The organism is Collinsella sp. TF06-26 (genome assembly GCF_002232035.1).
Classification (GTDB): Bacteria; Actinomycetota; Coriobacteriia; order Coriobacteriales; family Coriobacteriaceae; genus Collinsella.
The window spans coordinates 1-12,895 of record NZ_NKXR01000019.1 but is presented as its reverse complement, the minus strand read 5'-3'; the positions used below and the strand labels follow the sequence as shown (position 1 = coordinate 12,895).

Genomic DNA, 12,895 nt, shown 5'->3' with positions numbered 1-12,895 from the left:
CGCCCGGAGGGGAGCCCGCAATGGCAGATTGCAAACGATATAAGGTGGCCGCGATTGACCTGGGAACGGTGTCGTCGCGACTAGTGCTGGCGCAGGTCGAGGCTGGGGCGATCGTGGAATCGTCCAAGCATACCGAGATCACCGACTTGGGCGAGGGCGTGGACGCGACGGGGCGCTTTTGCGAGGCGGCCGTTGAGCGCGTGCTCGCTGCGTGCCGCATGTTTGTGGACGAAGCCCGTACCTTTGGGGCCGCGTGCGTCTGCACCACCTGCACGAGTGCCGCGCGCGATGCGTCCAATGCCGCGCTGCTGCTGGACGGTCTGCACGATCTGGGGCTCGAACCGCAGGTGATTCCGGGCGAGGTCGAGGCGCGCCTGACATTTTTTGGCGTGGCGCACGACTTTGCCGGCGAGCGCATCATCGTCGCCGATTCGGGCGGCGGCTCCACGGAGCTCGCGACGGGCGTCTATGCGCCTGAGCGCGGGGTCTTTGCGCTGGAGGGAACGCGCTCGCTGGACATCGGTTGCCGTCGCGTGACGGAGCGCTTTTTCTCCGCGTTGCCGCCCGCGGATGGCGAGCTTGCTGCCGCTGCCGCGTGGGCAGGCGAGCAGTTCGCCGCCTATTTTGAGGGCCTGCCTGTTGACTTTGAGCGCGCCGAACGCTTAGTCGCGGTGGGCGGCACGGTGACTACGCTGGTGGCTCTGGTCCACGAGCTGGAACCGTACGATTCGAGCTTTGTGCACCTACGCGAGCTGTCGCTGGAGCAGGTCTCGGCCGCTATTGAGCGCATGTCTGTGTTGGACGCGGAAGGCATCGCCGCGCTACCGGGTGTACAGCCCAAACGCGCGGGCGTGATTCTGGCCGGCGCCGTGGTGATTCGCGAACTCATGCGCGCCGGTGGCTACGATGCGCTCACCGTAAGCGAGAACAGCCTCCTCGCCGGCATGGCCGCCACCATCAACGAGGTTCTCGACGGCGCGACTCCCACCATCGCCTGGACCCCGAGCCTGAGCGCCCTTTAACCATCCCCTCATAAGTTGCGGTGAAATGCGGACTAAAATCGCCCTTTCGGGCCCCAACCAGTCCCTATTCCACCGCAACTCAACAGCCGGCACCTAGGGACGTTTTTTTCTGCCGGCACCTGGGGACAGTCCTTGCTGAGCGCCTCCGCAGCCTTTATGCCAGTTTGTCGATTTGCCCAATTTCCCAAAGCGGAATATTGACGAGCGTGTCCTCGTCTCTATATGCCGCCAGAGAGCTCCTCACGCAACGCTCGAGTTTGAATTTTTCGCAGGCTATTTTCAGACTCTTCGCTTTAAGGTTCTCTGCCGCCTTGACCTCAAGCGGAAGCACGGTTCCCGCATGGTCGATGGCAAAGTCGGTTTCGGCATTGCCAGAGGTAGAGGACCAATACACGGGAGTTTTGTCCTGGAGCAAAAGCTCCTGCGCGACGTATTGTTCGGTCAGCGAACCTTTGAACTCGGTAAAAACAGCGGATCCGTTAAGAACGATGGCCGGAGAGAGACCGGAGAGCGCTCCGAGGATGCCGGTGTCGATGCAGAACAGTTTGAAGCCCGAGAGGTCTTCGTAGCTCGAGAGCGGTGCCTTTAGAGCGGAAACACGTGGCACCTTATGAACGATTCCGTAGTCCGTGAGCCACTGGAGGCTTTCCTCAAAATCGCGTGCGCGCGCTCCAGGGCGAAGGGCGCCATAGACAAACTTCTTGTTCTCCTTGGCAAGCTGGCCGGGAAGGGATTTCCAAACCAACCTCATGCGCTCGACGATGCGGGCGGGTGCATGTTTGCCAAAATCGGATTCGTAAGCCTCGATGATTTGCTGCTGAAGCCTTCGGGCTTCAATGAAGTCGCGTGTCTCGGCGAAAGCGGAGACAACTTCGGGCATACCACCGACAACAAGGTATTCCTTGAGCAAGTGCACGAGCTTTTCGGTGACGTTTGCTAGAAGGTTCATGTCTGCGGCAAGGATGGCGTCGGCGAGCGGGTTGCCGTCGACGGCGCGAACGAACTCGGCAAACCCCATGGGACGCATGGTGAGCTGGTCGATTTTGCCGACGGGAAATGACTCGTTTTCGCGTCGGAGCGCGAGGCCCATATAGGAACCGGCTGCTACGATGTGGTATTCGGGTGCAAGCTCGTTGAAGTACTTGAGCGAGGTGATCCCGCGTGGCGCCTCTTGGATCTCGTCGAAGATGATGAGCGTGTCTGTCGGCGTTACGGTTTGGCCACGTAGGAGCTCTATCTGGGAGATGATGCGCTTGGGGTCGAGGTCCCCATCGAACAGCGAGCGTGTGCTCGGCTCGAGCATAAAGTCAAAACGAATGACGTTTCGATACTGCTGGCTTGCGAATTCGTTAAGAAGCCAAGTCTTTCCTGTCTGGCGGGCTCCCTTAAGCAAGAGAGGTTTGCGATTCGCCCTTGATTTCCAAGCGATAAGTTCACTCATAAGCTGTCGTTGCATATTGCCTCCCAACCCTCTCGGCTAGTATAAGACCATTTGGGCGTTTCCATCGGAAAATGTGCGAGACAACCACGTTTTTCCATCGGAAAATGTGCGAGACAACCACGTTTTTCCATCGAAAAATGTGGGAGTGCCAATCTAAGTTGCGGTGAAAAAGTTCTTAAATGAGCTGGTAACCAGTCAAAACAGGAACTATTCCACCGCAACTTATCATCCGTGTCGGCATCCACAAGAAACGAGCCCGCGTCTCCGGGGGACACGGGCTCGTAAACAATGCGTGGTAGGGGCGGTGGGACGTCTGCGAATTTGCGCAGCAAATACGCACCGGCCTCGGTCGCCTGCCGGCGCCCTCGCCGGCTCGCTACAAACGCTCCGCGTTTGCTTAACGCTCGCCCCCTCGCGGGTTCGAGCCCCACCGGCGTGCAAAAGAAACGGGCCCGCATCCCTGGGAGATACGGGCCCGTAAAAGCCAATGGTAGGGGCGGTGGGACTCGAACCCACAATCCTTGCGGCGAGAGATTTTAAGTCTCCTGCGTATGCCAATTCCGCCACGCCCCCGTGAGACTAGAAGTCTAGCACAAGCCGTCCGTTACGCGTTGACGGCCATCGAGTGCTGGCCTGACTTTTCCAAGTACTCGGCAAACTTGGCTTCGTCGCCCTTGTTCTGGTACTGCAGGGCCAGCAGGTACTCCAAGCGGCAGCGCTTGACCGGGTCGTCGCCGACATCCTCGAGCATGCGCTCCAGCTCGGGAATGTCGTTGTGACGCTTGAGGATCATCGTGTCGTACATCAGCTGGCACTCGTGCGCGACCGCCTCGGCCTGACCGCCCTCAAAGCCCTTGATTTCATGCAGCAGCTCCTTGGACTTTTTGCGGTCCTCCTGGCCAACGTAGTAGTTAAAGGCCTTGATCACCAGGTCGACGCGCTGCATCTTGGGCAGGTTGAGTCCCAGCAGCAGGTCGAACATCTCGCCGGCGCGCTCGTGGTCCTCGCGCAGCAGATAGGAGTTCAGACGCAGGTAGTCGCGGTTGTAGCGCGGGTACAGCATGCTGGTGAGTTTGCCGTCGAGCAAACGATCGAACTCGGCCCACTGTTTGGCGGCCATCAACTGTTGCAGGCGTTTAAACGTAGTGCGTTTTTTGACGCTAAAGAACACCGACACGGCGATACAGATGATAACGACGGCGGTCCAGAGTGTGCGGGAATCGGGCATGTTAGGATCCTTAGTCGCTCATAAAGCGAGCGGTATGACAACACGTACTAGATGTATTATACGCAGCGCACAAGCAAACTGGCATAAAAGCTCATCGAGGCTGAGTGCCATCGCTCGCTGCGGTACACTTACCTAAAGTAAACCATGAAGGGAGACATTACCTATGAAGAAGATCGTTTTGGCTTGCGGTGCTGGCGCTGCTACTTCCACGCTCGTTGCCCAGAAGGTCGCCACCATGCTCGACGCCAACGGTTATGCCGGCAAGTATGAGATCGTGCAGTGCGCCATCTCCGAGGCCAAGGACGCTTGCGACGAGGGCGCCGACCTGCTGATCGCCACCACCGTTGCTCCCGAGGGCCTCACCTGCCCGTACGTGAGCGGCGTGCCCTTCATGACCGGCATGAACCGCGTCGCTGCCGAGAAGGCCGTCCTCGACGTCATGGCTCAGTAGGCGCTGACTGTATGAGTGAGCAGAACGCCAATCCGGTCGAGCTCTTTGGCATGCGCGTTGCCCATGTGGGCATTAACGCCACCGACCCGGCAGATGCCCTGGAGATCGCGGAGCTGTTCTCGACGATGATGGGCCTGCCCGTTATCGAGACCCCGGTTTCGTACTTTAACGATTCGCTGATCGAGGTCATGAAGCAGAACGGTCGTGGCACCAAGGGCCACATCGGCTTTGCCGTCAACGACATCGATGCGGCCGAGAAGTGGTTTGCCGAGCGCGGGCTCGAGGTCAACGAGGAGTCGCGCGTGCTGCTGCCCGACGGCGGCACCAAGCTCGTGTACTTTAAGCGCGAGTTCGCCGGCTTCGCCGTGCACCTGTGCCGCGAGTAGCGCACAGGCTGCTATAGCTAGCAAAAAGGGATAGGGCCGCATGGCCTTATCCCTTTATTTATGCCGAGGGGCTTTCTATCGTGGCAGGCGAATCGTAAAGCGGCTGCCGACGCCCTCGACTGAGGTCACGCCAATGACACCACCATGGCTATCGACGATCCACTTGGCAATGGCAAGCCCCAGACCCGAGCCCTGCGCGCCGGCATCGCGTGCGTTGTCGGCGCGGTAGAACCGTTCAAACGCGTGAGCTGCGGATTCCTGGTTCATGCCGATGCCCTCGTCCTCAACGCTTATGTCAATCGCGCCCGTGCCCGCATCGGGCGTTATGGCAAACGTGACGGTCGTGCCCGCGTCCGAATACTTGGCGGCGTTTTGCACGATCACGCGCAGCGCCTGCTTCACGAGCGCCACGTCGACAGATGCGTCGCAGCGCGGGTCGTTGGCAAGCGTGGTGTCGTACGCCAGCCGATACGTGTGCTCGGTATCGATCATCTGCGATTCTTCGCAAACCTCGCCGACCAGTGCAGCCAGGTTGGTATGCGCACGCCGCAGGACCGTGCGACCGGCATCGCCGCGCGCTAAAAACAGCAACTGCTCCACGAGCTCCTGCATATGCTCGCTTTCGGCTTTGAGCGAGGCGATGGACTCTGCCAGCACGTCCGGGTCGTCTTTGCCCCAGCGGTCGAGCATGTTCACGTAGCCCTGAATCACCGCGATGGGCGTGCGCAGCTCGTGACTCGCATCGTTGACAAAGCGCATCTGCTGCAGCTTGGCCTCTTGCATCTGGCGCAGCAGGCGGTTGAGCGCGACCTCGATGCTCGCCAGATCGGCGTCGCCGGTGGTGACGCTCGGCGAGTCGACGCTTGCGCGCTCGATGGCCTGCTCGAGCGTTTCCATCTTGCCGCCGGCGAGCTGCATGCGGCCGAGCTCGTCAACGCGCAGGGCCAGGTCGTTGAGCGGCGCCATAGTGCGGCGCACGCGGCGGGCTCCGCCGAGCATGTTGAGCACGCTGATAACCTGCCAGCCCGCAACGACAAGGTAGAGGGGCCACAGCGCGACGAGGTCTTGCGCGAGGGAGAAGGTCTTGGTGCTACGCGCAAGCTCGACGGTATAGGTGAGCGTTGTCAGGTCCCAGCCGCGCGCGGGGGTCAGCGACATGCTGCGAACGGCGGCGCCGGGGATCCATCCCGCGGTAAACGCGCCATCGGTCAGCGTCTGGTTGTATCCATAGACGAGGATCGCCGCCGCAACAAGCAGCAGCAACAGATCCAGCCAGACGTAGCTCACCAAGCGACGCCACATATAGCTCCAGTTGATGGCGCGGGCGATGGAGGTGACGCGCTTGGCCTCGGCGTTACGCGCGGCAGACATAGCCCACCCCGCGCACGGTCTGGATGATGCGGGCACCGCCGGCGTCTTCGATCTTGGCACGCAGGTGCGCGATGTGCACGTCGACGTTGTTGGTGTCGCCCACGTATTCGTAGCCCAGCGCCTCGTGCGCAATGCGCTCGCGCGTGAGCACGGTGCCGGCATGTGCCATAAGCAGGGCGAGGACATCGAACTCGCGAGCCGTGAGCGCGATGGGCGAGCCACCGACCGTGACTTCGCGGCGGTCGGGATCGAGTGCGACCGAGCCCACGACGAGCGTGGCGGGGGAGGGCGTGGTAGCGGTCTGGGTCGTGTCGCTGGCCGGGGGTATCGCAGTGGCGCCGACACCCGCGCCGCCTGCCGCGCCTGCCCCAGTACCGGCGCCGCCAACGCCCGAAGCCGCCCGCACGGCCTCCGCACGCTTCAACGCCACGCGGATCCGTGCGAACAGCTCCTCGATCGCAAAAGGCTTGGTCAGGTAATCGTCAGCACCGGCGTCAAGCCCTGCCACCTTGTCCATCACGGCATCGCGCGCGGTGACCATGATCACCGGCACATCCTTGTGCTTGCGTACGCGCCGCAGCACCTCCATGCCGTTGAGCTGCGGCAACAGTACATCGAGCAGAATCAGATCGTAGTCGCGCTCCAGCGCCAGGTCCACGGCGGTACGACCGTCGGCGGCGTGCTCCACCTGGTAGCCCTCGTGCTCCAGCTCGAGCGTCACAAAGCGGGCGATTTTCTCCTCGTCCTCTACGATCAGAATCCGTGCCATGCGTGCCCCCGTCTGCGATTACTTGTCGTCGTTCAGATTTTGCTTGATATCATCCGCAGCGTTGGCAGCGCTGTCCATAAGGTTGTTGATGCTGCCGGGCACGTCGCCGTCGCTGTCGATGCGGTAGCGCATGCCAAAGAACAGGCCAATCAGCATCAGCCATATCGTGGCGCCCCAGGCAAACAGCGCGACGATGGGAATCAGGATGGGGATGTTGAGGATGATCGCATCGCGGCGCGTGGCGATAAACTTGGTGTCCAGACTCAGGCGGAAGAGCTTTTTGAGGTACTCCCACACGCTGTCCATCTTCTTGGAGAAGTCGGTCTTTTCACTCGACTTTTCGTAGGCTGCCTGCGCGGCGACCATCTCGGCCGAGGGCTCATCGACTGGCGCGGACTCGGTGGCGGCATGCGCCGACGTGGTCTGGGTCTTGCCCTGCGACTCGAGCCAAATGATGGCATCCAAAACGTTGCCGTCGGCAGCGTCGAGCGCCGCCTTGGCATCGGTGTAACTCACGTTGCACTTGGTGCGGATGGTTTCAACTTTTTCGAGGTCGTCCATGACCTGTCCTTTCGTTCGATGGGCGCGACGCCGGGCGATCTGCCCGGGCGCGAGCGTTGCGTTCGGCGGCCTGCGTTGCGCGGCGCCGCCCCGCTCTTGGTCGAACTCTATAGTGCAGGTTATAGATTAAGCGATTCTTGAGCCAAGATTAATGTTGGATGAGTTTTTGGGTGGTGCGGAGGCGGGCAGGGGCAGAAAAGGCAGGTTTTGCGTGGCGTGAAGGAGGGGCGGTCTGATCTTTGGGATAGCTGATAGCGAGGTCTAATACTTTTCCGAGAAGTGAATGAGTGAAAACGGACCCCCGAAGCATCGACACTTTAGAGGTGCCGCTTCCTGCGGTTTCAATGCTGAAATCCCACGATTTTGCCGCCGAAAAATGCGGATGTTTCAGGGGTCCAAAAACAGCCGTTCACTTCGCGGAAAAGTATTAGACCTCAATAGCGGGGGATGGGGTGCCGGTGCAAAACGGCGTCAGAAATGGGGTAAACAAGGCAAACGGATCTAATGGATCAAAAATCACGTTGCAAAAGTATGAAAATATCCTACAATTGCAGCATGAAGTACTTTAGCAACATAGCGGCGATAAGCGAGCTTTCCGAGAGCGAGGGCGTGTTCACCACAGCCCAGGCGGCTCGCATGGACATCTCTCGAGATGCGCTGGCGCACTCATGCCGCGCAGGGCGTCTTGAACGGATATGCCACGGCGCCTACCGGATGTCTGGAACGCAGCGCCGAGACACCGACGAACTCAACGCCTTTTGGAAGCTCACCAATCCCTCCCTTTGCGCGTGGGAGAGAAAACGTCAGTGGGATGGCATCGCCGTGAGCGGTACGACAGCGGCGAACCTGCAGCAAATGGGCGATTTCTATCTGTCCCCCTACAGGATGACCGCGCCCATGCGTATCAATACAAGAAACGAATCCCTTTCTTTTGTAAAGCGCGAGATTGCTGAGCGGGACATCGTTTGGCTCGACGGCCTGCCGGTAACTAAACCCGAGCGCACGCTTGTCGATCTTTGCCTCGATTGCGAGGATCCCTCATTAATTATCGATGCCTATCACGACGCGCTTGGACGTGGACTCGATATACAACGGCTGAAGGATCTTGTAGAGGAGAACTCTAAAACCGCCAAACGACGCGAGCTGATGGCGCCTTTGCTGATGGTACTGAACGGGTAATGCGAAACGGAGGACATGGTGAAGTACAAAACGCCTGCCGCATTGGAGATGGCTGTTAGGAATGCCGCAAGAGAATCACCAATGGATACTAATCGGGCAATCGTCGGTTTCTACTTTCATCGCTTCCTATGTCGCGTTTTTTCAGAAGATGACGGCAGCTTTGTGCTCAAGGGCGGTCAAAGCGTCCTGGCGCGAACACTCGATGCACGTGTCACAAGAGATATTGACTTGGTTGCTCAAGAGGAGAGTCTCGAAGAGGCTATTGTCGATCTGGTGCAGGCTGCTTCGATTGATCTGGAGGATTTCGTTTCGTTCGTCTTTGATCGTGCAGAGCAAATCAAAGAAGAAGATGAGTATCGGTGCGGTGCGAAGGTGTGGTTCACCCCCTTTATGGGAACCAAGAAGCTACAGCCAATTTCAATTGACTTGGTAATTGATGAAGTGCGGGGACTTGAGCCTGAGGTTCTTGCGCCGATCGATCGTCTGAATATCGAGGGGCTCCCAGTCTGCGACTATCGAGTATGCCGAGTGGAGAGTGCCCTTGCAGATAAATTGCTCGCAATGATAGAGATGCATGAGGGCCGTGCTTCATCGCGAATCAAGGATATAGTCGACATCTTGGTGTACGCGAAAACTTGCTTCGTCGATGGGGCTACGCTTGTCGAGAGGGTCGAGAAAGAAGCGTCTGCCCGCAAAGTGGCAATGCCGGAAGAGTTCGTGGCGCCTCTCTGGTGGAAACAAAATGGTTCTGCACAGTACGTAAAGATGGCGAGGCAGGCGGGGGTACTTGATCTCGCGGGGAACATTGCTGGGGCAGAAGAGGTCGTCAATCGGTTGTATACACCGTGCTTTAATCATTCGGCGAATGTGTGCAAATGGAATCCTCAGACCACGGGATGGGAATAGGCTAGATAGTTAAGCCGGCGGCAGAATTAGTTCCTGTCGCCGGCTTAAGACGTTTCTACTGCCTATGCGCTATTCGCAGGTCTGGTCGACCACCTGGGTGACGGCCTTTTTTGCGCCTTCGAGGTCGCGCTGGGCTTGGGCGACAGTGGCCTCGGCTTGTTTCTTTGTCCTTACGACCTCGGCAAAGCGGTTGATGGATTCGCTATACTCGCGTGTGCGCGGGTCGAGCGCCGGCGGGACTTCGATCTCAAACAGGTCGCTAGGACGGATGGCGCGGATGCTGGCTGCTTCAGTTAATGCTTGAATCAGCTGCGCCCCGTGGCCTTCGGTAAGGTATCCAACAATTATCTCCGAAAACACTACGCGCTCATCTTCGGTCATCGTTTGGAATGACGGGCGAATGACGGTGGTGTTATGCGAAGCAACCAGATGCTGCTTAGCGTCATCGGAGCTGACGACGAGCAGGTTGGACGCGCCGTAGCGACCCAGCATGCGCGGCATGACGATATCTCCAGCGCGGAGCTCATAGCGATCGAGAACGCTGGGGTCCACCTTTACGAATTTAGAATCCGAGCTATTTTGATTATCTGAAGCATCTACGGGCAGAAGATTGCCGTCCTGAAAATCTTGAGATGAGATTCGGCGCACCTCGACTGCGTCAATGTCGTTCGATGTCGTGCTCTCGCGGGGCATGAATGGCGCGACTCGCGTAAAAGAGTCACCGAGTGTGGCGCTGTAGTTTCGGGTGATGGCGATGAGGCTGATTTTGCCTTTTGAGAGAGCGGCGTGGTGTTGGAGCAGCTCGCGCGTGGCAAAAGTGGACGTTTCGATTGGCGTCGATCTTGGCGTATTGGTATCAATGCGGGCCCAGTCAGGAGAGATAGAAAAGGTGATATCAGAGTAATACGATGTTTTAGTCACATATTGAAAACGCGGTCCGGGCTCAATTGCGCTGCGAAATGCAACGCTGCGATTTCCTGAAGACAGTATGAGGAGCGCGCTTGTCATGTAGGGCCTGGGCTCGGAAAGTGGCAAATAAACGACGCTCTCGATGAGCCCTTCGCGTATCAAAATCGTGCGTGCTTGTTCAGCTTTATCAAGTAAATCGGCGGGAAGTACCACGGCTGCTCGAGTGCGGCCCGAAAGGGCGAGAGCATACAGGCACCAAATAAAAGGACCCCAGTCGCAAAAATCAAGGTAGCCAGGCTCCAAATAATCGATGAGCGCGGCACTGTCTTTTTCGATATCGTGCTTATTTGCGCGGTAGTAGTTTGATGCATCGACAAACACCGGCGCTGCATCATCATCGCTTGCATTCTGCTTTCCGGGTTCAAGCTCACAAATATCGGGCACGCCGTTACCGTTTAGGGTAAAGCACTTAGCGAGATCTTCGGCATCCACAGCGCCAGGCAGACGGACAGTGAGCAGGCGACTGCCTTGTTCCAGGTTAAGCGCGCGCGAGAGGGCGGCGGCGGTGAGGCGTGGCAATGATGATGTAGTTTCACGCATGTATAGAGCCCTTTCTTCTCAGTGGGTTTATATTAGCAGAAAAAAAATTAAAATTTCTAATGACGAGAACAGCACGCTGTGCTATCCTCGAAGCAATCCAAAGCCAACTCAATAGCAATTGCTTGATACATTCGCTTTGTAGCCTTTAGGCAAACTAAGCAATCGAGCAGGATGATTTCACTTATGAAACTACAGGTTAGATCAATAATCATCGTTCTAGCGTCAGAACATTCTAGAACTTAGAACAGACTTACATCAACCACCTGAAACCGGATAGAAAGAAGCATTCATGAAGAAACGGGACAGTATTTACGAGGCATTCCTCAGTGCGATCGACGAGGATCTCCGCGGTATGTGCGAAGTGAACAGGAAGGCAGAGCTGCCACTTCCGTGTCCGTACTGCGGCGAGAAGAACGTCGAGCGCCTGGCTAAATCGCTCGTTGGCGTGCTGGAAGAGCGCTCGCCCGATATTCCCGGGCTGGTGCCCGAGCAGTATCGAGCCGATGTACACGAGGCCCGCGAGCTTTTGACTGCTGCGACGCTCGCTTTGCTTTCGCTGTATTTTTCCCCGCGCGATAGCTGCATGGGCAGCGTGGCAGCCGTGGTGAGCATGTTTAGGCATGGATGTAATGCGGCTTTTAAGTCAGCTGGCGTTCTCTTGTTTGAGCAGGTTACGACAGGGATGAAGTACAACGTCAAGAAGGATGCCTATATTCCGTCCCCATTCGTGCGCCATATCGATAGCAAAAAGCCTTACGACCGGCTGCACCGCGATGGATCGCGTGGCTTTACGGCGGATGAAGATGATGCCGTCATGTTTTATAAGCGCTACCTCAAGGTGCAACGACGCGTGTTCGATACGAGTCCGCGTTTCAACTTTGAGTTATGCGTCAAACGCCCGTTTGAGGCACTTTTGGACGAACGACACACTTTTTATTACATGGAGGAAAAGATGGAAATCGATTTGGCAACTAAGGTACGGGGGCTTCAGGACCGCTACCTCCTCAACTGCGCTCGGGCCAAGGGATACGACCTGCTCGACAAGCTGATGATTAATGCATTGCTTGCGTATCTGCGCGACGGGACGGTTTCAACTGCTGCTCGCGAGAGTTATCTGGCGCAGGCCGAGCGCCTGATCGGCCACGCGACCAAGTCGCCGCGCTCGGCACAGCTCAATGAGGACGACGGTGTCGATCGCATTGCTTAACAACCACCAACGTCACGGACAAGAAAGGAGCCACGCCATGTCAGTCATCAAGATGTACGGCTACGAGGCCGCGCAGCAAACGGAGTATCAGACCAAGAAGTGGGCGACTAAGGAGGAGATGCAGGCGCTGTCGTCTGGCGATGAGCAGCGCGATGTGATCCTGGCTAAGGGTGCCACGGTGGCGTTCTACGAGGACGACAAGCATTGGGAGACGAGTGTGTCCAACAATGTCTTTGCCTTTGGAGGTACCGGCAGCGGCAAAACGGCGAGTTTCATTTTGCCCAACCTGCTCAATCACCACGAATGCTGTTATGTGGTCACAGACACCAAGGGTGAGCTGCTGCGCCGTACGGGGAAAGGCTTTGAAGAGGACGGCTACGAGGTAACGGTTCTCGATACTGTTAATCCCGAGCAGTCGGCCGGATACGACCCTCTGCGCTACGTGATGGATGTCGAGGATATCCCCACTACGGTGGCGGCAATCATGGAGGGGGTCGATCCTGACGGTCGTAGCCGTAGGTATGATCCGTTCTGGGATAACGCAAACGATCTGCTGCTTCGAGCAATTGTTGGAATCCTGTATCTCCTGGAGTGTCTTGCCGGCACCCTTGCGCCGGGCGAGGACCCCAATGCTCCGCGCCGCTACCTTAAGATGAACAACGTCTTTAAACTGGCTGCGCTCATCAAGGTCACGGGGGATGGCGAGGGCCGATTCCCGTTGGACTACCTTGTAGAAGAGGTGGAGTCCAAGGAGTTCCTCGATAAGTATGGGGCTGTGAACGCAGACCTGTACGGCGTTGAGCAGTATCGCGATGGTTGATTTTCAATCTCAGCGCAACAGCCTGAACGGCCCCCGCGTTTCCGC

Annotated in this window: 13 protein-coding genes and 1 tRNA gene; 7 read left to right on the top strand and 7 right to left on the bottom strand. The window is 57.8% G+C overall.

Annotated elements, in window-relative coordinates; translation table 11 throughout:
• Positions 1-20 precede the first annotated feature (20 nt).
• Entirely contained in the window at positions 21-1,022 is a 1,002-nt protein-coding gene (locus CHY22_RS09145; protein ID WP_089573581.1) for a hypothetical protein, read from the top strand.
• 154 nt (positions 1,023-1,176) lie between these two features.
• Here the strand turns inward: CHY22_RS09145 and CHY22_RS09140 are convergent, their stop codons facing one another.
• From CHY22_RS09140 to CHY22_RS09130, 3 genes are all read right to left on the bottom strand, one after another.
• Positions 1,177-2,478 carry an AAA family ATPase gene (locus CHY22_RS09140; protein WP_089573580.1) on the bottom strand — a complete coding sequence of 434 codons (1,302 nt, stop codon included), beginning with the start codon at positions 2,476-2,478 and terminating at the stop codon, positions 1,177-1,179.
• 473 nt (positions 2,479-2,951) lie between these two features.
• Positions 2,952-3,036, bottom strand: a tRNA-Leu gene (locus CHY22_RS09135).
• Between the two features lie 31 nt (positions 3,037-3,067).
• The gene (locus CHY22_RS09130; protein WP_089573579.1) at positions 3,068-3,691 is read right to left on the bottom strand and encodes a hypothetical protein; all 624 of its coding nucleotides are present in this window, start codon (positions 3,689-3,691) and stop codon (positions 3,068-3,070) included.
• A 163-nt stretch (positions 3,692-3,854) separates the two neighbouring features.
• Between CHY22_RS09130 and CHY22_RS09125 the strand changes: the two genes are divergently transcribed.
• Positions 3,855-4,142: a PTS sugar transporter subunit IIB gene (locus CHY22_RS09125; RefSeq protein WP_055252380.1), complete on the top strand. Its 288-nt coding sequence runs from the start codon at positions 3,855-3,857 to the stop codon at positions 4,140-4,142.
• Between the two features lie 11 nt (positions 4,143-4,153).
• On the top strand, positions 4,154-4,528 hold the full coding sequence (locus CHY22_RS09120; protein WP_089573578.1) for a VOC family protein: 375 nt from the start codon (positions 4,154-4,156) through the stop codon (positions 4,526-4,528).
• Between the two features lie 75 nt (positions 4,529-4,603).
• Here CHY22_RS09120 and CHY22_RS09115 read toward each other — a convergent pair whose 3' ends face one another.
• From CHY22_RS09115 to CHY22_RS09105, 3 genes are read right to left on the bottom strand one after another with little or no spacing between them, the layout of a single operon-like run.
• Positions 4,604-5,899: a HAMP domain-containing sensor histidine kinase gene (locus CHY22_RS09115; protein WP_089573577.1), complete on the bottom strand. Its 1,296-nt coding sequence runs from the start codon at positions 5,897-5,899 to the stop codon at positions 4,604-4,606.
• Positions 5,883-6,668, bottom strand: a complete 786-nt coding sequence (locus CHY22_RS09110; protein WP_089573576.1) for a response regulator transcription factor — start codon at positions 6,666-6,668, stop codon at positions 5,883-5,885. Before CHY22_RS09110 ends, CHY22_RS09115 begins: the two co-directional genes overlap by 17 nt.
• Before the next feature lie 18 nt (positions 6,669-6,686).
• Positions 6,687-7,229 (bottom strand): DUF4342 domain-containing protein, encoded by a 543-nt coding sequence (locus CHY22_RS09105; protein WP_089573575.1) that lies wholly within the window; start codon positions 7,227-7,229, stop codon positions 6,687-6,689.
• Between the two features lie 504 nt (positions 7,230-7,733).
• On the opposite strand from CHY22_RS09105, the gene CHY22_RS09100 reads away from it, so the two are divergent.
• Positions 7,734-8,408 carry a type IV toxin-antitoxin system AbiEi family antitoxin domain-containing protein gene (locus tag CHY22_RS09100; RefSeq protein WP_199408775.1) on the top strand — a complete coding sequence of 225 codons (675 nt, stop codon included), beginning with the start codon at positions 7,734-7,736 and terminating at the stop codon, positions 8,406-8,408.
• A gap of 18 nt (positions 8,409-8,426) precedes the next feature.
• A complete protein-coding gene (locus tag CHY22_RS09095; RefSeq protein WP_089573599.1) occupies positions 8,427-9,314 on the top strand; it encodes a nucleotidyl transferase AbiEii/AbiGii toxin family protein in 888 nt (295 codons plus the stop codon).
• Between the two features lie 69 nt (positions 9,315-9,383).
• Here the strand turns inward: CHY22_RS09095 and CHY22_RS09090 are convergent, their stop codons facing one another.
• Entirely contained in the window at positions 9,384-10,823 is a 1,440-nt protein-coding gene (locus CHY22_RS09090; protein WP_089573574.1) for a hypothetical protein, read from the bottom strand.
• A gap of 289 nt (positions 10,824-11,112) precedes the next feature.
• On the opposite strand from CHY22_RS09090, the gene CHY22_RS09085 reads away from it, so the two are divergent.
• Positions 11,113-12,030, top strand: a complete 918-nt coding sequence (locus CHY22_RS09085; RefSeq protein ID WP_089573573.1) for a hypothetical protein — start codon at positions 11,113-11,115, stop codon at positions 12,028-12,030.
• Between the two features lie 37 nt (positions 12,031-12,067).
• Positions 12,068-12,850 carry a type IV secretory system conjugative DNA transfer family protein gene (locus CHY22_RS09080; protein WP_158551199.1) on the top strand — a complete coding sequence of 261 codons (783 nt, stop codon included), beginning with the start codon at positions 12,068-12,070 and terminating at the stop codon, positions 12,848-12,850.
• Positions 12,851-12,895: the final 45 nt, after the last annotated feature.

Coding starts and splice junctions, on each gene's coding strand:
- CHY22_RS09120 (WP_089573578.1), top strand. CDS start 4,154: ATGAGTGAGCAGAACGCCAATCCGGTCGAGCTCTTTGGCATGCGCGTT.
- CHY22_RS09105 (WP_089573575.1), bottom strand. CDS start 7,229: ATGGACGACCTCGAAAAAGTTGAAACCATCCGCACCAAGTGCAACGTG.
- CHY22_RS09145 (WP_089573581.1), top strand. CDS start 21: ATGGCAGATTGCAAACGATATAAGGTGGCCGCGATTGACCTGGGAACG.
- CHY22_RS09130 (WP_089573579.1), bottom strand. CDS start 3,691: ATGCCCGATTCCCGCACACTCTGGACCGCCGTCGTTATCATCTGTATC.
- CHY22_RS09110 (WP_089573576.1), bottom strand. CDS start 6,668: ATGGCACGGATTCTGATCGTAGAGGACGAGGAGAAAATCGCCCGCTTT.
- CHY22_RS09080 (WP_158551199.1), top strand. CDS start 12,068: ATGTCAGTCATCAAGATGTACGGCTACGAGGCCGCGCAGCAAACGGAG.
- CHY22_RS09085 (WP_089573573.1), top strand. CDS start 11,113: ATGAAGAAACGGGACAGTATTTACGAGGCATTCCTCAGTGCGATCGAC.
- CHY22_RS09140 (WP_089573580.1), bottom strand. CDS start 2,478: ATGCAACGACAGCTTATGAGTGAACTTATCGCTTGGAAATCAAGGGCG.
- CHY22_RS09125 (WP_055252380.1), top strand. CDS start 3,855: ATGAAGAAGATCGTTTTGGCTTGCGGTGCTGGCGCTGCTACTTCCACG.
- CHY22_RS09100 (WP_199408775.1), top strand. CDS start 7,734: ATGGATCAAAAATCACGTTGCAAAAGTATGAAAATATCCTACAATTGC.
- CHY22_RS09090 (WP_089573574.1), bottom strand. CDS start 10,823: ATGCGTGAAACTACATCATCATTGCCACGCCTCACCGCCGCCGCCCTC.
- CHY22_RS09115 (WP_089573577.1), bottom strand. CDS start 5,899: ATGTCTGCCGCGCGTAACGCCGAGGCCAAGCGCGTCACCTCCATCGCC.